Origin of the sequence: Methylorubrum podarium (assembly GCF_040270385.1) — a bacterium.
GTDB classification, from domain to species: Bacteria; Pseudomonadota; Alphaproteobacteria; order Rhizobiales; family Beijerinckiaceae; genus Methylobacterium; species Methylobacterium podarium.
On sequence record NZ_JBELQE010000117.1, the window covers coordinates 1 to 21861 of the forward strand.

A 21861-nucleotide genomic window follows, 5' to 3' on the forward strand; every position below is an offset into this window, starting at 1 on the left:
CGCCGGAGCGGTAGAGGACCGGGTCGGTCCCGTCGGACGAGTAGGGGTTGGCGACGAACTTTTCCGCCGTCAGCTCGGGCCGCTTCAGGTAGCCCGCCGCCACGCCGGGGCCGCCGATCAGCAGTTCCCCCTGTTCGCCCAGTCCCAAAAGATTCAGCGCCTCGTCGGCGACGTAGACGGAGTAGTTCGGGATCGGGCCGCCGATGGTGACGGCCCGGCCCGGCCGCATCTCGGCGGCGGTCGCCACCACGGTGGCCTCGGTCGGGCCGTAGGTGTTGAACAGGCGCCGCTCACCCGTGGCCCAGCGCGCCACCAGCGGCTCGGGCAGGGCCTCGCCGCCGAGCAGGACGAGGCGGACGCTCGGTAGGTCGCCGGGGATCATCGCGAGCAGGGTCGGCACCGTGTCGAGCACGGTGACGCGGGCCTCGGCGATGATCGCGGGCAGCGATTCCACGTCGCCCATCATGGCCGGGCTCGCCACGAACAGGCAGGCGCCGACGAGGTAGGGAACCCAGATCTCCTCCATCGAGAGATCGAAGGCGACGGAGGCGCCCTGGAACACCACGTCGTCGGCGCGCAGGCCGTAGACCGCGTTGCCCGCGCGCAGGAAGTGGCAGATGTTGGCGTGGCTGATGACGATGCCCTTCGGCACGCCGGTCGAGCCCGAGGTGTAGATCAGGTAGGCCGGGTGCTCGGGGGTGAGGCCGGCGGCGTCGAGATCGGGGGCAGACCCGCCCTGCCCCGCCGCCCGCACCTCGTCCGTGGTGAGCGCGGGCGTGCCCTCGGGCGCCTGAAGCCGCAGGGCCTGCGAGACGAGGAGCGCCCTCGCCTCCGCGTCGCCCAGGCAGACCGCGACCCGGTCCGCGGGCGCCTCGGCGTCGAAGGGAAGCCAGGCGGCCCCCGACTTGGCGATGCCGATCTGGGCGATCAGCAGTTCGGTGCCGCGGGCCATCCACAGCCCCACCACGTCCCCCGGACCGATACCGCGGGCGGAAAGCCCGGCGGCGATGGCGTCGGAGCGGGCATCGACCTCCGCGTAGGTCAGGACCGGGCGGCGTCCGTCCGACTCCGGCTCGGCGGCGTCGATCAGGCAGGGCGCGTCGGGGCGCGCGGCGGCGCTCGCCCGGAACAGGGCGGCCAGGGTCTCCCGGCGGATCAGGTCGGGGCGGGAAGGCCCGCGCAGGACGGCGCGTCCGTCGAGGCTCCCGTCCGGCCCCCCGTCGTGCCGACCCGCCTCGGCGAGACCGCTGATCCGATGCTCTGCTGCCGATTCCACGTGCTGCCCATTCCCGGATCGGTCGAGTCCCCGCGCCGACGCTCACGGCGCGCGATCATGCGCCCCATGATCGGCACCCGCCCCATGATCCGCCCCCTTGGCGGTTTTGCGACAGGATCGGGCCCGAGACATGGTGATGGTCCCAATGGTCCGCCCGAACCCCTCGCCATCGTCCCATACACGGGATGGAGGGCCAGGACAGGTGCGCCCCCGAACATGCCGGCGCCGCGGCCCGCTCGCCGGGTCGGTCCTCTCACCCGATCACGAGGTGCAGCGCCCGGTCGGCCGGCGCGATCCGCACCTGCCGGCCCCAGCCGAAGCCCAGGAAGTCCTGCTCGATCCCGTCGGCGAAGACCACGCCGCCCTCGTTCATCCGCGAGGTGACGACGAGGGGCGCGTCGGTGAGGCGGCCGGCCCGCAGCCGCGTGGCGGTCGTGAGGCTCGGGAACGGCTCGCGCACCCAGTAGCCCACCGCCCGCTCGTCGGGGGCGAGCGACAGGTCGAGCCGGGTCGCCTCGGCGATGGAGCGGGCCCAGCCGGTGGCGCCGGTGCCGGAGGCGACGATGAGCCCGCTGGAGGACTGCTCCTCCGAGTCCGCCCCGGCCTCGATCCGGTAGCGGGCGGATTGGTGGCTGCGGTGGCCGACGAAGATCTCGTTGAGGGCGAACAGGCGCTCCGCCCCGTCGATCACCGCCTCGACCATGGTGCGCCGCTCGATCCCGGCCGCCCCGGCGGCGCTCGCCGGCAGCAGCCGGGCGAGCCGCTCGACGGGATTGCGCGCCAGCACGCCGTCGTAGAGGTCGGGCGCCGGGTTGACCCCGATCACCGGCTGCGCGCCCAGATACTTGGCGACGTTGGCGATCAGCCCGTCCTGCCCGACGGCGACGACGACGTCGTCGGCGGCGAACAGGAAGCGGTCGAGGTCGCCCCGCCGCACCAGGGCCTGGCGCCACGCGCCGGGCACCGCGGCGCGCGCCTCGGCCAGCACCGCGTGGAAGCGCGCGTGGCGCGCTTCGACCGCGTCGAGTTCCTGGCCGCGGCTCTCCAGGAAGAAGCGGGCCTGGCCCCGGGTGGCGTGCCGGGCGATCAGGAGCTCGTAATCGGTCTCGCGGGTGACGAAGACCGCCCGCGGCGTGAGCGCGGCCATGCCTGCCTCCCTCAGCGCGCCGGCAGGCCGGTCGAGCGGCGGACCTCGCCGAGCAGGGTGGCGAGGAGGTCCGGGGTGACGGTGACGTGCTCGATCGTGTCGAGCTTGCCCGCCAGCGCCTGGGCGGCGAGGCCGACGAGGGTGCCCGGCGCGACGTCGCGGTAGATCGCGACCCGCGCCCGCTCGGCCTCGGCCCGCGCCCCCTCGACCGCGCGGATGCGCTCGGCCTCCGCGCCGGCCGCGATGCCCTCCGCCTCGGCCCGCGCCTGCGCCCGGTTGCGGGCGTTCTGCGCCTCCTCGGCGATCAGCAGCGCCTCGCGCCGGGCGAGCTCCGTCTTCGTGGCGAGTTCGTTCTCGGCGATGGCGCGCTCCTTCTCCACGGCCAGCGCCCGGCGGGCGAAGGTGGCCTCGTCCGCCTTCTGCTGCAGCGCCTCGTAGGTCGGGGTCTGCAGGGCGCGCTCCAGCTCGCTCGACGGGGCGAGGTTGGTGAGCCGCACCGAGACCACCGCGACGCCGATCTCGGCGAGCGAGGGCTCGGTGCCGAGCGCCGCCTGCACCTGCGCCCGCAGGGCCTCCGGCCCGGCATCGAGCAGGGCGCGCACCGGCGCGCTTCCGAGAAATTGCAGGACGGTCTGGTTGGCGAGCCCGGCGATGCGCGCCTCGATCCGCTCGATCGGCTCGCCCTGGAGCCGGCCGGTGCGCAGGTCGAGGGAGAAATCGACGCGGGCGGCGAGCCGCTCGGGATCGGCGACGTGCCAGCCGATGCTGCCCTGGACCGCCACGACCTGGAAATCCTGGCTGCGGCCGCGGACGAACAGCGTCATCTCGCGGTCGTCCATGGGCAGTTCGCTGATGCTCGCCGTCTCCGGGCGGAACCAGAAGACGAGGCCGCGCCCGCTCTGGCGCGGGCGGCCGTTGCGGTAGCGGATGACGTAGTGGCTGGCCTCGCTCCGAAGCTGGGAGAGAACGCCGAAGCGGCGGATCGTGGCCATGTCAGTCTCCTTGCGATGGATTTGGCGATGAATTTGGCGACGAAGTTGGCGACGAATTCGTCGATGCGGTGGGCGAGGGATTCCGGGCCGGGCGGTACAGCTCGGCGGGGCGGTAGGACGTGCCCGTCTCGAACCGGCCGGTGGGTTCGAGCCAGCCGCGGTCGAGCATGCGGCGGCGGAAGGCGGGCTTGTTGAGGCGCGTGCCGAGGATCGCCTCGTGCACGTCCTGGAGCTGGCGCAGGGTGAACAGCTCCGGCAGCAGGGCGAAGCCGACCTCCGAGTAGTCGAGCTTGCCCCTGAGCCGCCGCAGGGCCACCGCGACGATCTCGGCGTGGTCGAAGGCGAGGGCGAGCGCCTCGCCGTGGAGCGCGTGGACCGTGACCGGCCCATCGATCGAAGACGCCGCGACCGTGCCGGGCTGCAGGGCCGGGGCCCGCGCCAGCGCCTCGGCGAAGGCCGCCTCGGTCAGGAGCGCGAGATAGGCGACCGTGACGATGCGCATGCGCGGATCGCGCTCCACGGCGCCGAAGGTGTAGAGCTGCTCGAGATGCGCCGGCGCGCCGCCGGCCTTCTCCCGCAGGACCCGCGCGGCGGCGGCGTCGAGCGGCTCGTCGATCCCGACAAAGCCGCCGGGGAGCGCGTGGCGCCCCGCATGCGGGTGGCGGTCGCGCTTCAGCAGCAGGATGGCGGGGCGGCCGCCGGAGAGCCCCAGCAGCACCAGATCGACGGCGATCGCCGGCCGCGCGTAATCGGCGGGATCGTAGCGTGCCAGGAAGGCCGCCTCGGACTCGATGGGGTTCACCACGCTCGCAACCTTCTTATATTCATTGTGCGCATTAGTTATTCGCATATCGTATATATGTCAAGACGGCCGGTGCGACCGGGCCGCCCTGCTGCGGTTTCCGACGGGCACGGACGGCGCGCCGGCGGCGCGTGCCAGCAGGCTTCGAACGTCATGCCGCGCTGCAACCAAGCGGCGGCCCGGGCCGTTCAGTGGGTCCGCAACAACCCCGAAAACGGGAGCCCCGCCATGAAGACGAACGCGACGAAGACGAACGCGATGAAGACCAACTTCCTGCGCCTCACCGCCGCCACCGGCCTCCTGGCCCTGATGACGGGCGTCGGCGCGGCCCAGAATCCCGACCTGACCAAGAACCCGGAAAACACCGGCCGCGCGCCCAGCGCGACGGAGGCCACCAAGTCGAACGGCGACCTCAAGGAATGGCAGGTCGCCAAGTCGGCCAAGGTCGGCCTCGCCCAGGCCATCGCCACCGCCGAGGGCAAGGCCGAGGGCGAGGACAAGGGCGGCAAGGCGATCGACGCCGACTTCGAGAAGGCCGACGGCAAGAACCCGGCGCGCTACGCGATCAAGGTCGTCTATCCGAGCGGCAAGCTCGTCGAGCAGGGCATCAACGCCGACACCGGCGAGCTCTTCAAGAGCGAGAACCAGCCGATCGAGCGCTACTTCACCCGCCTGAAGGCGAGCGACTTCCAGAACGCCAAGGTCTCGCTGAAGGACGCGATCAAGCTGGCCGAGCAGAAGGCCCCCGGCAGCAAGGCCTACGAGGCCGAGGTCGAGCGCGAGGGCAACTCGGTCGAGTACGAGATCAAGCTGGCGCTCAACGACCGCGAGCAGGAGGTCAAGGTCGGCCCGGACGGCACGGTGAAGAACGACTGATCCCGCTCGCGGCCCCCTCCTCTTGAGGAGGTTCGGCCGAGCGGAAGCCGCGAGGGGTCGTCCGGGAATCGCACGGACGCCGGACGACCCTTCCTATCCCTGTCCGCCTCGGCATCGACGGCGGACAGGGCAGGTCCGATTCGGCGCGCTCGTCACGCCGATCGGGCCTCCTGTCGGTCGAAGCCCCCTAGCGAGCCTCGTGGCCCTTGCCCTTGGCGCCGGGCGAGGCACCGGAACCGGCATCGTTGGGCCCCGTGCTGTTGGCGGTGCCGGAGCGGCTCTTGTCGCCGGAGGTGGGGCCGCTTCCGGCCGCTCCGGGCGAGGCGCCGGAACCGGCATCGTTGGCCCCCGTGCTGTCGGCGGTGCCGGAGCGGCTGGTGCCCGAGCCTTCGGCCGCGAAGGCGGCGGGCGTGAGCAGGAGGGTGGTCGCGAGGGCGAAAGTCAGAGCCTTCATGGCGGATCTCCCTGTTTGCTGGCGCAATGCGCCCTCGGGGAACCGGCACTCCGGGGCGCTGTTCCGCCCTGCCCCGCCCGTCTCGCCGCCGCGCACGACGCCGCGTCACGAATCGCGGCTCGGGATCGCGACGCTCCGGCCCACGCGGGCGGCCATCCTCCGACTTTTGTGATGGAGTGTTCCGGAACGGGCGCGCGTGGGAAAACTTGAGCGGCGTCTGCCGGTGGGGCAGACCCGGATCGGCGTCGATGCGCGGGCGCTCGGGACGTGGCCTTCGAGGCACCGCGCGATCGAAGCCGAGCCGGGCCAACCCGCAGCAGCGCCGCACCGGACCCGCGTGACCCTCTCCGACGAAAAGGAAGCCCGACGCCGATGGGCGCGCTCACCCTGACCCCGAACGTCGCGACCTGGGCCATCGCCGCGCTGGCGACGCTCGGCGTGATCCTGCGCCCCTTCGCCTGGCCGGAGGCGGTCTGGGCGGTGGCCGGGGCGGGGCTCCTCGTGCTCCTCGGCCTGATCCCCTGGCAGGCCGCCCTGGAGGGCACGGCCAAGGGCGCGGACGTCTACCTCTTCCTCGTCGGGATGATGCTGCTCTCCGAGATCGCCCGGAAGGAGGGCCTGTTCGACTGGCTCGCCGCCCACGCGGTGCGGGCCGCGAAGGGCTCGGCGACGCGGCTGTTCCTGCTCGTCTACGTCGTCGGCACGGTGGTCACGGTCTTCCTCTCGAACGATGCCTGCGCGGTGGTGCTGACGCCGGCCGTCTTCGCCGCGACCCGGGCCGCGGGCGTGAAGCAGCCCCTGCCCTACCTGTTCATCTGCGCCTTCATCGCCAACGCGGCGAGCTTCGTGCTGCCGATCTCGAACCCGGCCAACCTCGTCGTGTTCGCCGAGGCGATGCCGCCGCTCGGCCGCTGGCTCGCGACCTTCACCCTGCCCTCCCTCCTCGCCATCGTCGCGACCTACGTCGTCCTCCGCCTGACCCAGGACGCGCGGCTGAAGACGGAGACGGTGGCGACCGCGGTCGCGACGCCGGCCCTCTCGCTCGGCGGCATGGTCGCGGGCGGGGGCATCGTCGCCACCGGCGCGGTCCTGATCGGCGCCTCCGCCGCCGGACTCGAACTCGGCCTGCCGACCTTCATCGCCGGGCTCGCCACCACCCTCGTCGTGCTTCTGATCGGGCGGGGCGGCCTCGTGGCGGTGGTCCGGGACGTCTCCTGGGGCGTGCTGCCCCTGGTCGCCGGGCTCTTCGTCCTGGTCGAGGCCCTGGAGAAGACCGGCCTGCTCAGGACGCTCGCCGACCTCCTGGGCCGGGCCGCGCAGGGCGATCCCGCGGCGACGGCCTGGGCCGGCGGCGCCCTCGTGGCCTTCGGCTCGAACCTCGTCAACAACCTGCCGGCGGGCCTCCTGGCGGGGGCGGCGGTGCAATCCGCGCAGGTCTCCGAGACGGTCGCGGGCGCGATCCTGATCGGCGTCGATCTCGGTCCGAACCTCTCCGTCACCGGCTCGCTCGCCACGATCCTCTGGCTCACCGCGATCCGCCGCGAAGGCCTGCACGTCTCCGCCTGGGCGTTCCTGAAGCTCGGCGCCCTCGTCATGCCGCCGGCGCTCGCGCTGGCCCTCGCCGCCCTGATCCTCGTCTGATCCCCGCCCGATTCCTGCCTGATCCCCGCCCTTCGCCGCTCCGGAGCCGACCCGCGTGAGTGCCGCCCTGCTCTATCCCTTCATCATCCTGGCGGGCGGGCTCCAGGCGCTCGGCAATTCCATGAACGCGCAGCTGCGCGGGCAGCTCGTCAACCCGTTCCTGGCGGCCTCCGTCTCCTTCCTGCCGATCGTCCTCGTCTTCGCGACGCTGTTCCTCGTGATGCCGACCCCGCTGCCGGGCCTCGACACGCTCGGGGGCATGCCGTGGTACGCGCCGCTGGGCGGCCTGGCCGGGGCGGTGGCGGTGTTCGGCGGCCTCGCCCTCGTCGACAAGGTCGGCGCCGGCCCCTTCAACGGCCTGACGCTGACGGCCAACATCCTGACCTCGCTGGCGATGGATGCGCTGGGCCTGTTCGGGCTGCCGGGCGGCGGGTTCAAGCCGCTGCCCTGGCTCGGCGGCCTGCTCATGGCCGTCGGCGTGACGTTCATCGCCCGCGTCACGCCCGAGAAGGGCGCGGCCGGGGGTGCGACCGGGGGCGAGACCGGGGAGGCCGGCCACGGCCTCGGTCCGCGCCTGCTCTACCCCTTCATCGTCGGCGCGGGCGCCCTGCAGGCGATCGGCGTGGTGTGGAACGCGCAGCTGCGCGGCGCCCTGGTCAACCCCTGGCTCGCGGCCCTGGTCTCGTTCCTCCCGGTGCTGTTCGTCTTCGTGCTGGTCTTCCTGCTGCGGCCGAAGCCGCTGCCGCGGCGGGCCGATCTCGAGGGGGTGCGCTGGTGGATGCCGCTGGCCGGCCTCGCCGGAGCCGTGGCGGTGTTCGCCGGCCTGCTCTTCGTCGACAAGGTCGGCGCGGGCGCCTTCAACGGCCTCCTGATCACCGCCAACCTGCTGACCTCGGTGGCGCTGGATCATTTCGGCTGGGTCGGGATGAAGCGGGTGCGGGCCGGCGCGTCGCGGCTCGGTGGGGCCGCCCTGATGGTGGCCGGCATCGCCCTCATCTCGCTGGCCTGACGGCGCGCGGGACGCTCCTCCGATCGGACCGGCCGCGTCGCGCCGTCGCCCTCGTCGAGACCGGACGTCGCGCGCGAACCCGTCGATGCGCCCCCGATTCCCGGACCGCGAACGTGCATCCGCGCCGCGACCGACCCCGTTACGCTCCGTCAAGCTGCCCGCGGGGACGCACACGATATTTTGATCGAAAGATCCCGCTAGACCCTGACGCGATCGACGGTCCATGATCGAGTAAGTGTTCGTTCGAACACATCCACACCCGGCCCGCCGCATCGGATAGCTTTTCCGGCGGTGTTCGATTGATGGTCACGACGAATACGCTCTGGTCAGAGCAGGACGATGCCGACGAACGACGCTGATGCCATCGCTGAGGTTGCGGCCCTGTGCGCGGCCGCCCGTGAAAAGCTTCCGGCCTCGGGCTTCCGCCGGCTCCGCGTCCTGCTCGACATGCTCCTGATCGACCTCGGCCACGCGGCTCCTCCCCCCGAAGAGCGCGCACCGGCTCCCCGGCCGGGTGCGACGCGTTCGGCGGACCGCCCCCATCCTCCGTGAGCGTCCCCGCGGGCCGATGCGCTCGCCGCTCCGGCGGAACCCGGATCAGCCGTCGTCGATCTGGCAGACGAGGCGAATCGTCATCACGCCGTCGCCGTCGCCGTTGCGGACGGTCAGAACCAGCGTGCAATCCTGGCTGTCCTCGGCCTCGGCGGCCATCAGAGTCGTCATCACCCGCAGCGCCTCACGGCGCAGGGCGAGCGGGTCCTGGATCTCGCGACCCACCTCGTCCTTCAGATCCGTGCCGTCGTTGATGTCGAAGAAATAACGCGGCATCCGAGAAAAGCTGTTTGGAAAAAACCGTCCTGTCTCGATCACGCCCGGGACCGGCTGCACGGGACGGCCTCTCCCGACGCGGCCGGGGCAGAGCCCCACGTCATGACAACGTGAAGGAAACAGGGCCGGCTTCAGCGGCACAAGCCGGCAGCATACAGGCGGAACGGTCCCTCGGGGAGAGCCGAGGGCCGTCGATCCGGGTCAATGTGCGAGGATCTTCGACAAAAATTGCTGAGCCCGCTCGCTGCGGGGCCGGTCGAAGAAGGCCTCCTTCGCGACATCCTCGACGATCTCGCCGCGATCCATGAACACCACCCGGTCGGCGACCTTGCGGGCGAAGCCCATCTCGTGGGTCACGACCATCATGGTCATGCCGTCGCGGGCGAGTTCCACCATCACGTCGAGCACCTCGCCGACCATCTCGGGATCGAGGGCCGAGGTCGGCTCGTCGAACAGCATCACCACCGGGTCCATGGCGAGCGCCCGGGCGATGGCCACCCGCTGCTGCTGCCCGCCCGAGAGCTGGCCCGGATGCTTTTCCGCGTGGGCGGAGAGCCCGACCCGGGCCAGGAGGTCGAGGCCGCGCTGGGCCGCCGCCGCCTTCGAGCGCCCCAGCACCTTGCGCGGGGCCAGCGTCAGGTTGTCGATGACGCTGAGATGCGGAAACAGCTCGAAATGCTGGAACACCATGCCGACCCGCGCGCGCAGGCGCGGCAGGTTGGTGGCCCGGTCCCGCACCCGCGTGCCGTCGACGGTGATCTGCCCCTCCTGGAACGGCTCGAGGGCGTTGACGCATTTCAAGAGCGTCGACTTGCCCGAGCCGGAGGGACCGCAGACCACCACCACCTCGCCCCGGCTCACCGCAGTGGAGCAGCCGGACAGGACGCGGACGTCGCCGTACCACTTCGACACCCCCTCGATGACGATCATCGGCCCGGCGGCCGCCGCCGGCGGCGGAGCCGAGGCCTTGGGACTCGAGGTCATGGGCCCATCCTCATGGCGTTTCCCCGTCACCGGACGATCGCCGTGCGGGCCTGGAGCCGGCGCACCAGCAGCGAGGCCGCGAAGCAGACGGCGAAGTAGACGAGCGCGGCGAACAGGTACATCTCCACGAGCCGCCCGTCGCGCTGCGCGACCTTGGAGGCGGCCCCGAGGAAGTCGGTCAGCGAGAGCACGTAGACGAGGGAGGTGTCCTGGAAGAGCACGATCGTCTGGGTCAGCAGCAACGGCACCATGTTGCGGAAGGCCTGCGGCAGCACCACGAGGCGCATCGTCTGCGCGTAGCTCATGCCGAGCGCCTGGGCCGCCGCGCTCTGCCCCTTCGGGATCGACTGGATGCCCGCCCGGACGATCTCGGAGAAGTAGGCCGCCTCGAACAGGGTGAAGGTGACGAGGGCGCTGGCGAAGGCCCCGACCTGGATCGGCGTGTCCGAGCCCGTCGCCCAGGCGCCGAGATAGGGCACGAGGAAGTAGAACCAGAAGATCACCAGCACGAGCGGCAGGGACCGCATCAGCTCGACGTAGAGCTTGGCCGCGTGCGTCAGGCCCGGCACGCCCGAGAGCCGCAGCAGCGCCAGCCCCGTACCGAGCACGATGCCGCCGCTCGCCGCGAGCGCGGTCAGCGTCAGCGTGAACACCATGCCCTCGGCGAACAGGTAGGGCAGCGCGCCGACGATGACGGAGAGGTCGAAATGCCCGAACATCAGCGCCCTCCCGGCACGGCCACGCGCCGCTCCAGCAGGGTCGCCCCCGCGATCACCACGAGGTTGAGGGCGACGTAGAGCAGGGTCGCCGCGGTGAAGGCCTCGAACACGTGGAACGAGAATTCCTGCATCGAGCGGGCCCGCGCCGTGAGTTCCAGCAGGCCGATGGTGAGGGCCACCGAGGTATTCTTGAGGTTGTTGAGGAATTCCGAGGTGAGCGGCGGCAGGAGGATGCGGTAGGCGTTGGGCAGCAGCACGGCGCGGTAAGTCTGCGCCCGCGTCAGCCCGAGGGCGAGGCCCGCCTGCGCCTGCCCCCGCGGCAGGGCGCGGATGCCGGCCCGGACCTGCTCGGCCACCCGCGCCGCGGTGAAGAAGCCCAGGCACAGGACCGCCGTGTAGAACGGCGCGTCCGGCATCTGCTTGACGGCCGAGCCCAGGCGCGCGGGCAGGAGTTCCGGCAGCACGAAGTACCAGAGGAACATCTGCACCAGCAGCGGGACGTTGCGGAACAGCTCGACATAGGCGGCGCCGACGGCGTTGGCGGCGCGCGAGGGCAGCGTGCGCATCACGCCGACCAGAGAGCCGAGGGTGAAGGCGATGGCCCACGAGCAGAGGGCGGTGGCGACCGTCCAGGCCAGCCCCGAGAGCAGCATGTCGGCATAGGTGCCGGCGCCCTCGGGCGACGGCTCCAGGAAGATGCCCCAGTTCCAATTGTAGTTCATCGGGCGCAGATCATCGGAAGGTCGCTCACCGCCTGCGGTCCGGCGCGGTCAGTAGGCCGCCGGATCGGCGCTGTCGCTGGGACTGGCGAAGACCTTCTGCATCGCCTCGCTCATCGGGAGCTTCAGGTTGATGCCCCGCGGCGGGATGGGTTGGGTGAACCACTTGTCGTAGAGCGCCTTGCCCTCCGGGCTCTTGTAGAGCGCGGCGGTCGCCGCATCGACCACGGCCTTGAACGGGGCGTCGTCCTTGCGCAGCATGATGCCGTAGGGCTCCGGACGCGACTGGGCCTCCGACGAGATCGTGTAGGCCTCGGGCGTCTTCGAGCCGGCGACGAGGGCGGCGAGCAGCACGTCGTCCATCACGAAGGCGTCGGCGCGGCCGGTCTCCATCATCAGGAAGCCCTCCGCGTGGTCCTTGGCCGGCAGGATCCGCATGCCGAGACCGCGGGCCGCGTTGATCTCGTTGATCTGGCGGATGTTGGTCGTGCCCGAGGTCGAGACCACGGTGCGGCCCTTGAGGTCGTCGGTCTTGTCGAGTCCCTTCTCCTTCTTCGCGACGAAGCGCGTCGCGGTGAGGAAGTGGGTGTTGGTGAAGGCGGCCTGGCGCTGCCGGTCGGCGTTGTTGGTGGTCGAGCCGCATTCGAGGTCGATCGTCCCGTTGGCGATCAGGGGAATGCGGGTCGCGGAGGTGACGGGGTTGAGCCGCACGTCGAGCTTGTCGAGCTTGAGATGGGCTTTGACCGCGTCGGCGACCTTCAGGCAGATCTCGTAGGCGTAGCCCACCGGCTTCTGGCTGCCGTCGAGATAGGAGAACGGCACCGAGGCGTCGCGGTAGCCGATGGTGAGGGCGCCCGTGTCCTTCACCTTCTTCAGCGTCCCGGTGAGATCCTGGCCCGCGGGGTTGTTGGCGCGCGCCGACGAGGCGGCGGTCGCGGCGACGAGGGCGGTGAGCAGGAGCGCGGCCTTGAGGCGCATGGGCGGACCTTCCGAACACGTGCTTGATGCGCCGCGGCCCGGCGGGCGGCGGCGCAACCATAGTGGGGCCGGAACACCGGCTTGTCATCCGTCCGCCGCCATCCTTGCGCGCGGGACGGTTGCCGGGCGCGACCGGCCCCCGCCTGCCGGGATGCCCGTCCGGGTTTAATCCCGATAAATTCAAGTACTCCTGAGCTTTTGCCCCTGCCGTTGCAGACGGGGGACAAAGGAAACGCGCCCGCCAGCGATCAAGCCGAGCATCTTAAATCTCTGATTTCGTTCTGTTTTGGTTGTCACCTGCCGTGTGGAAAACTGGCTGCCGATGGATACTCCGAAACGGCGCCGCTCCGACAAAATGCATCGATCGAAGAGCCAGTCCTTGCGTTGGTATATCAGACTAGGTGATCTCTCATCGCTCTCGGACGAACTCTGCCAAAGAACAGGAGCGGCATGGTGAAGCGATCGGTTCTGTGCGCGTCGCTGCTGGCCGGCGCTTCCTTCCCCCTGCTTGCCGGCCCGGCCCTCGCTCGGAACAGCTCCCTGGCCGGGCCCCCGGACACGCCGCCCGTCAGCGCCTCGGATATCACCGCGGACGTCGCCACCGCCAGGGCGCAGGCGGCGATCGCGGCGGCCGGCAGGAGGCAGGACGGGCCATCCTTCTCGGCCGCGCCGGCCGCGCCGCCGAACGTCCTCTACAGGGCGCTCGGCGAGCCGGAGAACTGGCGCATCGGCGGCTCGTTCCGGGCGCGGGCGGAGGGCATCGCCAACCAGTTCCGCCCGGTGCCGGCCTTCGCCGCCAACGACATCCTGAACTCCTACCTCACCACCCTGCACGTGGAGTACGGGATCAAGGGCCCGGTGCGCCTCGGGGTGGAGCTGTTCGACAGCCGCGGCTTCTTCCAGCAGCGCAACTCCTCCGCCTCCACCACGGAGATCAACGCCCTCGAACCGGGCCAGGCCTATCTCACCCTCGACACCGGCGATCTCGGCGGCGACGGCGCGAAGAGCAGCCTGACGGTCGGCCGCTTCACCAAGAACATCGGCTCCCGCCGCCTCGTCTCGCGCCAGCAGTTCCGCAACACCATCAACGCCTATACCGGCGCGAGCTTCGACTGGCAGGGCGCGAACCGGGACAAGTTCACCGCCCTGTGGGCGATGCCGCACACCCGGCTGCCGGACGACGTCGACGGCATCCTCGACAACGGCATCGAATTCGACCGCGAGAGCCTGAACCTGCAGCTCTTCGGCGCCTCCTACACCTTCGCCGACATCCTCGGCGGCACGTTCGAGCTCTACGGCTACGGCCTCTACGAGCAGGATTCGGGCACCGGCCCGCGCTCGGTCCAGACCCGCGACCGGCGCCTGTTCACCCCCGGCCTGCGGCTCGCGCGCCGGCCGCGGGTGGGCGCGTTCGACTACGATTTCGAGGCGATCTACCAGACCGGCCTCGCCCGCGAGACCGCCGCGGCCACCGACCTGCGCGACCTCACGGTCTCGGCCTACTTCGTCCACGCGGAGGTCGGCTACACCTTCGAGCACGCATGGCGGCCGCGGCTGTCGCTGCACTACGACCACGCCAGCGGCGACCGGAACGGCGACGGCCGGTTCAGCCGCTTCGACACCCTGTTCGGCGCCCGGCGCTTCGAGTACGGCCCGACCGGCCTCTACGGCCCGGTGCAGCGCGCCAACCTGATCTCGCCCTCGATCCGCGCCGAGATCGCCCCGAGCAAGGTCTGGGACGCCTTCATCGCCTACCGGCCGCTCTGGCTGGAGAGCGCCACCGACACCTTCGCCGCGACCCTGGTCCGCGACCGCACCGGCCGCTCCGGCACCTTCGCCGGCCACCAGATCGAGGGGCGCCTGCGCACCTGGATCGTCCCCGACGCGATGATCCTCGAAACCGGCCTCGCCTACCTCGCCAAGGGCGATTTCCTGCGCAACGCGCCCAACGCCCCCGACACGGGCGACACCTTCTACGGCTATCTCAACACGACCGTGTTCTTCTGAGCCCGCGTCCTTCTCAGACCGCGACCGGCGGTCCCGGCCGCCCTCCGGTGACGACCCGCCGCCCGTGACACGGGGCCGGGCCGACAAGCAATTGACATCCCGAGACTTCGGGATCTCAAGACCATCCCGGCGGCGAGGGCCACGAGAACAAGAAAACCCCGCCGGATCGATTTGAGAATCGGGAGGGGTTTTCGTGACGAAGACGGCAGCGGCCGGCGGGACCGGGCGATCGGGCAAGGGTGCCGGCAAAGACGCGGGCAAGAAGGCCGCCAGGAAAGCCGTCAAGGACGCGGCCATGCGGGCGGCGGCGATCCCGGAAGCCTCCGGGGCGGAGAGCGCGGCGCAGGAGGAGGATCTCGCCGTCGCCACCGTGCGCAAGGTGGTGATGGAGGCGGAGAAGACCCGCCCGGAGCACGACCTGCTCGGCGAAGGCGAGGTGCCGGCGGAGGCCCTGTGGGGCCTCCACACCAAGCGGGCGGTGGCGAATTTTCCGATCACCGGCGTGCCGGTCGGCCACTACCCGGAGCTCGTGCGGGCGCTCGCCCTGGTGAAGCAGGCGGCGGCCCGGGCCAACCACCGGCTCGGCTACCTGCCGGAGGCGAAGGCGCGCATCATCGACGAGGCCTGCACCCTCGTCGCGACCGATCCCCTCTACGCCGAATCCTTCGTGGTCGACGCGATCCAGGGCGGGGCCGGCACCTCGACCAACATGAACGCCAACGAGGTCATCGCCAATGTGGGCCTGCGGCTGATGGGCCGGGCGCCCGGCGACTACGCCGCGCTGCACCCCAACGACGACGTCAACATGGCGCAATCGACCAACGACGCCTACCCGACGGCCCTGCGGCTCGCGGTGATCTTCGCGACGCAGCCGCTGGTGAAGGCGCTCGACGACCTCGCCTACGCCTTCAAGAGCAAGGCGGTGGAGTTCGCCGACGTGCTGAAGATGGGCCGCACCCAGCTCCAGGACGCGGTGCCGATGACGCTGGGCCAGGAGTTCGACGGCTTCCACGCCACCATCAAGGAGGACGTGGCGCGGCTCAACGAGATCGTCGGCCTGTTCCGCGAGGTGAATCTCGGCGCGACCGCGATCGGCACCGGCATCAACGCCGACCCGCGCTACGCCGCGCTCGCCGTGGAGGAGCTGTCACGGCTCGCCGGCCAGCCGATGGTGCTCGCCTCCAACCTGATCGAGGCGACCTCGGATCTCGGCGCCTTCGTGCTGTTCTCCGGCACCCTCAAGCGCGTCGCGGTGAAACTGTCCAAGATCTGCAACGACCTGCGGCTGCTCTCGTCCGGCCCCCGCACGGGCATCGGCGAGATCCGGCTGCCCGCCGTGCAAGCCGGCTCCTCGATCATGCCGGGCAAAGTCAACCCGGTGATTCCGGAGGTGGTCAACCAAGTCGCCTACATGGTGATCGGCCACGACCTGACGGTGACGCTCTGCGCCGAGGGCGGCCAGCTCCAGCTCAACGCCTTCGAGCCGACCATCGGCTACTGCGTGCTGAGCTCCCTGCGGATGCTGACCGCCGCCCTCGACACCCTGACCAAGCGCTGCGTCGAGGGCATCGAGGCCGACCGCGAGCGCTGCCGCGCCCTGGTCCAGGGCTCGATCGGCCTCGTCACGGCGCTCGCGCCGACGCTGGGCTACGAGGCCAGTTCCCGCATCGCCCGCCGCGCGCTGAAGGAGAACCGCGCGGTGGCCGACCTCGTGCTGGAGGAGGGCCTGCTGACGGAGGCCCAGCTCAACGGGCTTCTGGAGCTCGAAGCCATGACCCATCCGACCCGGCGGCAGAAGGCCGGGACGGTGGGGTGAGGACGGCTCCGGTCACGGGATGACCCGGTCCGCCCGCAGCCGCGCGAACAGGTCGAAGAACGCTTCGTCCGAGGGCTGGTAGTCGAGAAAGCCCAGGCGCCGGCTCTTGCTCATGTCGGTGACGACCTCGATCGGGCGGCCGAGATCGGCATCGGTGTGCCAGGCCGACACCAGGCGGTCGAGATCGGGCTCGACCAGGCCGTGGCGCGCCGCGATCTCCGCCCAGAGCGGGGCGGCGCCCGCCATCTGCTGTTCCAGCGGGTTCACCGTGCCGTCGAAGGGCGCCGGTTCGACCTCGAACCACCGGGCGAGCCGCCCCCACATCCATTGCCAGCGGAAGACGTCGCCGTCGACGACGTTGAAGGCCTCGTTGTGCGCGCTCTCCGTCAGCGCCGCCCATTCGAGGTGGCGGGCGAGCAGCCGCGCATCGGTTACGTCGGTGAGCCCGTTCCACTGCGCCGCCGAGCCGGGGAAGCGGAAGGGACGCCCGGTCTCGCGGCAGAGCGTGGCGTAGACGGCGAGCGTCACGCCCATGTTCATGGCGTTGCCGAGCGCGTAGCCGACGATCGTGTGCGGGCGGTGCACGCTCCAGCTGAAACCGTCGCGCGCGGCGGCCGCGAACACCGCATCCTCCTGCGCGTAGTAAAAATTCTCGACGGGAAGGCGCGGCAGGTCCTCGCGGAACGGGGTCGGCGGCAGGCTCCCCTTCCCGTAGGCCTCGAACGGCCCGAGATAGTGCTTGAGCCCCGTCACCAGGGCCACGTGGCGCAGGCTTGCCGCCGGGCGGAGCGCCTCGAGGAGATTCGAGACCATCGCGGCGTTGACGCGGATGTTCTCGGCCTCCGTCGGCTGGCGCAGCCAGGTGGCGAGGAAGAGGTGGCTCGGCCTGCGGCCCTCCAGCGCCCGCGCCAGCGCCGCCGGGTCGAGCAGGTCGGCGGCGATCGGCGTCACCCCGGCGATGTCCGGCGGGCGCCGCGCCAGCCCCTCGACCGTCCAGCCCCGGTCGACGAGGTGCCGGGCGAGGTTGTTGCCGACGATGCCGCCGACGCCCGCGATCAGTGCCGTTCCCGTCATGGTTCTCTCCGGTGTGGTCCCTGCCCCGCCTTCTGGAGCTAGGCCTACGGACCGGACGGCGCTAGACGGCACCCTTTGGGGTCATAGGCACCGAAAGGTCACCAGCATGGAGCCCGGAAGTCCGGACGAGGAGGGGCGGGAGGATTGCGCGCCGCGGCGGATCCTGGCGCTGTTCTCGACCAAGTGGACCAGCATGGTGCTGCACACGCTCCACACCCTCCACGGGGGCCGCGCCCGCACCGGCGTGCTCCACCGCAGCCTGCCCGGCATCTCCAAGAAGATGCTGACCCAGACCCTGCGCGAGATGGAGGGCAGCGGCCTCGTCACCCGCCACGTCGAGGGCACGGTGCCGCCCGCCGTGGAGTACCGGATCACCCCGCTCGGCTGCCGCTTCGTGGAGCCGGTGGAGCTGCTCTACGCCTGGAGCCGGGCCAACGCGGATGCCCTCGACAGCCTCGGCGCCCGCTCGAACGCCCGGCGCTGAGCGGCGTCAGACCAGTCCGGTCCCGTAATAGACCCCGATCACGACGAACACGGCCACGGTCTTGATGATCGTGATCGCGAAGATGTCGCCGTAGGACTGGCGGTGGGTGAGCCCGGTGACGGCGAGCAGCGTGATCACCGCGCCATTATGGGGCAGGGTGTCCATGCCGCCGCTCGCCATGGCGGCGACCCGGTGCATCACCTCGAGCGGGATGCCGGCCGCCTGCGCCGCCTCGACGAAGCGGCCGGACAGGGCGCCGAGGGCGATCGAGAGCCCGCCCGAGGCCGAACCGGTGACGCCGGCCAGCACGTTGACCGTCACCGCCTCGTTGATCAGCGGATTGGGGATCTTCGAGAGCGCGTCCGAGATCACCTTGAAGCCGGGGAGCGCGGCGATGACCGCGCCGAAGCCGTACTCGGTGGCGGTGTTCATGCCGGCGAGCAGCGAGCCGGCGACCGCCGCCTTCGAGCCCTCGGAGAAGCGGTCGGCGAGGTTGCGGAAGCCGAGGATCACCGTGGCGAGGATGCCCAGCAGCAGCGCGCCCTGCACCGCCCAGATCGCCGCCACCGTCTTGATCGGCACGGTGATGGGGTTGGCGGCCATTTCCGGGGTCAGCGCCGCGCTCGCCTGCTCGCCGTAGGCGCCCGTGATCCAGGCGAGCAGCAGCTTGTTGCCGATGCCGACGATGAGGAGCGGCAGGATCGCGACGCCCGGGTGGATGACGACCTTGTCCTCGACCGCCTGCGGCTCGTTGGCGTGGCCCTCGCCGTAGCCCTCGTTCCCGGCCCGGCGGCGGCGCCATTCGAGATAGGCGACGCCGGTGCAGAACACGAAGAGCGCGCCGATGATGCCGAGCCAGGGGGCGGCGTAGGCGTCGGTCTTGAAGAAGGAGGCCGGGATGATGTTCTGGATCTGCGGCGTGCCCGGCAGGGTGTCCATGGTGAAGGTGAAGGCGCCGAGCGCGATCGTCCCCGGGATCAGGCGCTTCGGGATGTTCGAGCGGCGAAACAGCTCGGCGGCGAAGGGGTAGACCGCGAACACCGCCACGAACAGCGAGACGCCGCCGTAGGTGAGGATCGCCCCGACCAGCACGATGGCGACGATCGCCCTGCCCTCGCCCAAGAGCCCGGTGACGGCGCCGACGATGGAGCGGGCAAAGCCCGAGATCTCGATCAGCTTGCCGAACACGGCGCCGAGCAGGAAGACGGGGAAGTACAGCTTCAGGAAGCCGACGAGCTTCTCCATGAACAGCCCGGAGAAGAGGGTCGGCACGGCCGACGGGTCGGTGAGCAGCACCGCGCCCATGGCGGCGACGGGGGCGAACAGGATCACCGAGAAGCCGCGATAGGCGATCCCCATCAGGAAGAAGAGCGCCGCGAGGCAGATCAGGAAGCTCAAGGTCCGCGCCCTCCCCCCGCACCTCTCACGGTGCGCGGTGATCAATCTGTCCCAAGCGCGGCCGTGTTCAATGGAGGCGGGGTTACAGGCTCCGGTGCATCACCAGCGCGTCGACCGGGCCGTGCGCGGGGTGGCGGAACACGCCGGGCAGGCGGCCGACCTCCCTGAGGCCGAGGCGCGTCCAGAGGGCGACGGCGCGGGTGTTGGTGGCGACGACGAGGTTGAACTGCATCGCGGAAAAGCCCAGCGCCCGAGCCGTCTCAAAGGAGTGCAGGCCCATGGCGCGGGCGACGCCCCGGCCCCGCGCGGCCGGATGCGTGGCGTAGGTGCCGTTGGCGACGTGGTCGCCGGCCCCGAGCTGGTTGGCGCGGATGTAGTAGCTGCCCAGCACCGCGCCCGATTCCTCCGCGACGAAGACATGGTGGGCCGGCGAGAACCAGTAGGCGAGCGCCCGCTCCCGGTCCCAGTCCCGCGGCAGGGCATAGGTCTCGCCCTCGCGCAGGATCGGCTCGAGGATCGACCAGATCGCGTCGCGGTCGTGGTTCTGCGCCGGGCGAAGGGAGAGGTCGGTCATCGGGTCTGCTGACGTGAGGGTGGGTGCGCGTCCGGCGGCCGCGGCAGCCCGAAGCTACCCGGATCGCGCCCGGAGGAAAGGAGGTAGGCTGTCGGCGGTAGATCTACGCCGATCGATCGACCGCCCCGCATGGCAGGCGGCCCACTCCCGTACAACAGAGACCGTATTCATCCGAATACAGACCGTTGACAGCAAAATTATTTCAAATTCACAGTATTCACGAGCCGTCCCGTCGGGGCCGGACTCACATAACGTTTTCAGGGAGCGAACGCGATGTCTCGAAATTTGACGATGCTTGCTGCCACGCTCTTTCTCGCGGCGGGTCTTCCATCCGCGGTCGTGGCGATGCCGATGGGCGGGAGCTATACCGGCCGCGTCGACAGCCAAGCGCCGCAGGTGCTCGGTCCGAACGAGGTGAAGATCCAGCAGACCGCGTCCGGCCTCAACAGGGGGCCCGGCACCCCGCTCGACGGCGCCCAGGTGCAGTGGGTGGAGACCGTCACGCTCAAGAATGGCCAGGGGCCGGTGGAGGGCACCATCACCTTCACGACCCCCGCCGGCACGACGTCGAGCGTCTACAAGGGCACCGTCACCACCGACGCGCAGGGCCGCGTCGCGGCGACCGGCACCTACCGGGACAGCGCGGCCACCGGCGAATTCGCCGGCGTGAAGGGCAAGGGCACCTTCTCCCTCGCCTACACCTCGAAGACCGAGTTCGCCGGCCAGTGGCAGGGGGAGGTGACGCTGCCGGGCCAGAGGTCGTCGAAGCGCTGAGCCTCGCCGCGGAACCGCTCAGCCCGAGACCGAATCGGCCGCCGGGCGGCGCTCCGGTCCCGCGACCGTCGGCGCCGCCTTGTCCGCGTCGCCGCCGGGGATCAGGGCGATCCGGCCCCAGCCCGGCAGCTTCAGGGCCGGGCGGCGCCAGTCGAGGCCCGCCACCGCGCCGAGCAGGTTGAGTTCCAGCCCGTCGACCCAGCCGACGGTGATTCCCACATAGCCGCGCCAGGACAGGCGCAGGCCGGTGCCGCTCGGGGTGCGCTCGGCGAAGCGGCCCGACGGCGTCCAGTCCTTGCCGAGCGCGGTCGGCGGCAGCGGCACGTCGTTGTCGGGGATGTGCGCGACGACGTGGGCGGCGAAGGTGTTCGAGTTCGGCCCCGGCCAGGCCTGGTACGAGCCCTGGCTGCGATAGGGATAATCCGCCACCGCCGCGCGGATGCCGGGGATCGCGCGGGCCGCGGCCTCGCCGTCGAGCCCGAGCACGATCTCCGGCGCGTTGCCGAACCAGCGCCCGTCCGGGGCGTAGGCGTCGGTGCGCACGGGCGTGCCCCAGCCGACCACGTCGTAGCGGGTGTAGCGGGGGGCGCCCGCCTCCTTGATCACCACCCAGCTGTGATGGGCGAAGATGCCCCGCCAGCGCCCGACCCGGGCGGCGTAGACCCGCACCATCGCCCCCGGCACGGCGGCGGCCGGCGGCAGGAGGCCGGCGCTCGACCAGTCCGCCGTCGACCAGTTTTCCGCGCGTCCGCCCTTCGCGGTCCACCACAGGGCGTGGGTCGCGAGCGGGACGAGGAAGAGGAGAACGAGGAGGGCGAGACCGAGGAGGAGGAAGCGGAGGGCGGGCAGGAGCACGTCGGCGGGCATCGGGTTCCGGGGGACAGCAGATCCCGACAGGCGGCACGCTCCTCCGGGAGCCCCAATGTCAGGTCCGGCCCCGGTCCGCACAAGCGCCCGCGACGCGGTGGACCGGAGCGCGGCGCGCGCGCCGTGCAGCAGCGCACCCGCTTCCCGCCTGATGCAGGCCGGTCACACCCCGGAGCAAGGATCGGCCGCGCGGCGGATCGGCCTTGCAACACTGTTACATCTCGGTGATGAAACATTGTAACGTGACATCGCAACGTGACTTGGCTGGATCGATGGGAATGCGACGCGGGCGCTCGGGACGGATGCTGCTGGCGGCGGGAGCAGTGCTGACGGCGGCGCCCGGCCTCGTCCCCGCGGCGCGGGCGCAGCAGGCGACCACGCTGGAGGAGATCAGCGTGACCTCGGTGAGCCCGATCCAGGGCCGGCCCGCCGCCCCCTCGCC

At 71.1% G+C, this 21861-nt stretch carries 22 protein-coding genes; 7 read left to right on the forward strand and 15 right to left on the reverse strand.

The annotated features are described in order from the left end of the window. From ABS772_RS22380 to ABS772_RS22395, 4 genes are all read right to left on the reverse strand, one after another. Positions 1-1276 (reverse strand): amino acid adenylation domain-containing protein (locus tag ABS772_RS22380; RefSeq protein ID WP_407943011.1); only part of this gene is annotated, 1276 nt, incomplete at its 3' end. Between the two features lie 253 nt (positions 1277-1529). Continuing rightward, a complete protein-coding gene (locus ABS772_RS22385; RefSeq protein WP_350396919.1) occupies positions 1530-2423 on the reverse strand; it encodes an NAD(+)/NADH kinase in 894 nt (297 codons plus the stop codon). Between the two features lie 11 nt (positions 2424-2434). Next, a complete protein-coding gene (locus ABS772_RS22390; RefSeq protein WP_350396920.1) occupies positions 2435-3415 on the reverse strand; it encodes an SPFH domain-containing protein in 981 nt (326 codons plus the stop codon). A 1-nt stretch (position 3416) separates the two neighbouring features. Then, positions 3417-4217 (reverse strand): NUDIX hydrolase, encoded by an 801-nt coding sequence (locus ABS772_RS22395; RefSeq protein ID WP_350396933.1) that lies wholly within the window; start codon positions 4215-4217, stop codon positions 3417-3419. Between the two features lie 258 nt (positions 4218-4475). Between ABS772_RS22395 and ABS772_RS22400 the strand changes: the two genes are divergently transcribed. Beyond that, positions 4476-5093, forward strand: coding sequence for a PepSY domain-containing protein (locus tag ABS772_RS22400; protein ID WP_350396934.1), 618 nt, complete (start codon positions 4476-4478; stop codon positions 5091-5093). Between the two features lie 187 nt (positions 5094-5280). Here the strand turns inward: ABS772_RS22400 and ABS772_RS22405 are convergent, their stop codons facing one another. Continuing rightward, a complete protein-coding gene (locus ABS772_RS22405) occupies positions 5281-5547 on the reverse strand; it encodes a hypothetical protein (protein WP_350396921.1) in 267 nt (88 codons plus the stop codon). Positions 5548-5919: 372 nt separating this feature from the next. Between ABS772_RS22405 and ABS772_RS22410 the strand changes: the two genes are divergently transcribed. Next, positions 5920-7188 (forward strand): arsenic transporter, encoded by a 1269-nt coding sequence (locus tag ABS772_RS22410; protein ID WP_350396922.1) that lies wholly within the window; start codon positions 5920-5922, stop codon positions 7186-7188. A gap of 55 nt (positions 7189-7243) precedes the next feature. Next, positions 7244-8197 carry a DMT family transporter gene (locus tag ABS772_RS22415; RefSeq protein ID WP_350396923.1) on the forward strand — a complete coding sequence of 318 codons (954 nt, stop codon included), beginning with the start codon at positions 7244-7246 and terminating at the stop codon, positions 8195-8197. Between the two features lie 306 nt (positions 8198-8503). On the opposite strand, the gene ABS772_RS22420 is transcribed toward ABS772_RS22415, so the two are convergent. From ABS772_RS22420 to ABS772_RS22445, 6 genes are all read right to left on the reverse strand, one after another. Further along, positions 8504-8668, reverse strand: coding sequence for a hypothetical protein (locus tag ABS772_RS22420; RefSeq protein WP_238255337.1), 165 nt, complete (start codon positions 8666-8668; stop codon positions 8504-8506). Positions 8669-8794: 126 nt separating this feature from the next. Continuing rightward, on the reverse strand, positions 8795-9085 hold the full coding sequence (locus ABS772_RS22425; protein ID WP_350396924.1) for a DUF6894 family protein: 291 nt from the start codon (positions 9083-9085) through the stop codon (positions 8795-8797). 141 nt (positions 9086-9226) lie between these two features. Continuing rightward, a complete protein-coding gene (locus tag ABS772_RS22430) occupies positions 9227-9955 on the reverse strand; it encodes an amino acid ABC transporter ATP-binding protein (protein ID WP_350396935.1) in 729 nt (242 codons plus the stop codon). An 80-nt stretch (positions 9956-10035) separates the two neighbouring features. Further along, positions 10036-10728, reverse strand: a complete 693-nt coding sequence (locus ABS772_RS22435) for an amino acid ABC transporter permease (RefSeq protein WP_238255339.1) — start codon at positions 10726-10728, stop codon at positions 10036-10038. After that, complete coding sequence (locus ABS772_RS22440; protein ID WP_238255340.1) at positions 10728-11450, reverse strand: amino acid ABC transporter permease; 723 nt, start codon at positions 11448-11450, stop codon at positions 10728-10730. Before ABS772_RS22440 ends, ABS772_RS22435 begins: the two co-directional genes overlap by 1 nt. 48 nt (positions 11451-11498) lie before the next feature. Continuing rightward, positions 11499-12425, reverse strand: coding sequence for an amino acid ABC transporter substrate-binding protein (locus tag ABS772_RS22445; RefSeq protein WP_238255341.1), 927 nt, complete (start codon positions 12423-12425; stop codon positions 11499-11501). Positions 12426-12878: 453 nt separating this feature from the next. Here ABS772_RS22445 and ABS772_RS22450 point away from each other — a divergent pair, with 453 nt between their 5' ends. Beyond that, positions 12879-14432: an alginate export family protein gene (locus tag ABS772_RS22450; RefSeq protein WP_350396936.1), complete on the forward strand. Its 1554-nt coding sequence runs from the start codon at positions 12879-12881 to the stop codon at positions 14430-14432. A 295-nt stretch (positions 14433-14727) separates the two neighbouring features. Then, positions 14728-16248, forward strand: a complete 1521-nt coding sequence (locus ABS772_RS22455; protein ID WP_350396937.1) for an aspartate ammonia-lyase — start codon at positions 14728-14730, stop codon at positions 16246-16248. Positions 16249-16260: 12 nt separating this feature from the next. On the opposite strand, the gene ABS772_RS22460 is transcribed toward ABS772_RS22455, so the two are convergent. Further along, entirely contained in the window at positions 16261-17322 is a 1062-nt protein-coding gene (locus ABS772_RS22460; protein ID WP_350396927.1) for an SDR family oxidoreductase, read from the reverse strand. Between the two features lie 106 nt (positions 17323-17428). Here ABS772_RS22460 and ABS772_RS22465 point away from each other — a divergent pair, with 106 nt between their 5' ends. Next, entirely contained in the window at positions 17429-17806 is a 378-nt protein-coding gene (locus ABS772_RS22465; RefSeq protein WP_238255344.1) for a winged helix-turn-helix transcriptional regulator, read from the forward strand. 6 nt (positions 17807-17812) lie between these two features. Here the strand turns inward: ABS772_RS22465 and ABS772_RS22470 are convergent, their stop codons facing one another. Both ABS772_RS22470 and ABS772_RS22475 read right to left on the reverse strand, forming a co-directional pair. After that, positions 17813-19204: a GntP family permease gene (locus tag ABS772_RS22470; protein ID WP_350396928.1), complete on the reverse strand. Its 1392-nt coding sequence runs from the start codon at positions 19202-19204 to the stop codon at positions 17813-17815. A gap of 82 nt (positions 19205-19286) precedes the next feature. Next, positions 19287-19778: a GNAT family N-acetyltransferase gene (locus tag ABS772_RS22475; protein WP_350396929.1), complete on the reverse strand. Its 492-nt coding sequence runs from the start codon at positions 19776-19778 to the stop codon at positions 19287-19289. A gap of 291 nt (positions 19779-20069) precedes the next feature. Here ABS772_RS22475 and ABS772_RS22480 point away from each other — a divergent pair, with 291 nt between their 5' ends. Continuing rightward, positions 20070-20552 (forward strand): hypothetical protein, encoded by a 483-nt coding sequence (locus tag ABS772_RS22480; protein WP_238255082.1) that lies wholly within the window; start codon positions 20070-20072, stop codon positions 20550-20552. Positions 20553-20570: 18 nt separating this feature from the next. On the opposite strand, the gene ABS772_RS22485 is transcribed toward ABS772_RS22480, so the two are convergent. Next, a complete protein-coding gene (locus ABS772_RS22485) occupies positions 20571-21419 on the reverse strand; it encodes a DUF3750 domain-containing protein (RefSeq protein ID WP_350396931.1) in 849 nt (282 codons plus the stop codon). Positions 21420-21861: the final 442 nt, after the last annotated feature.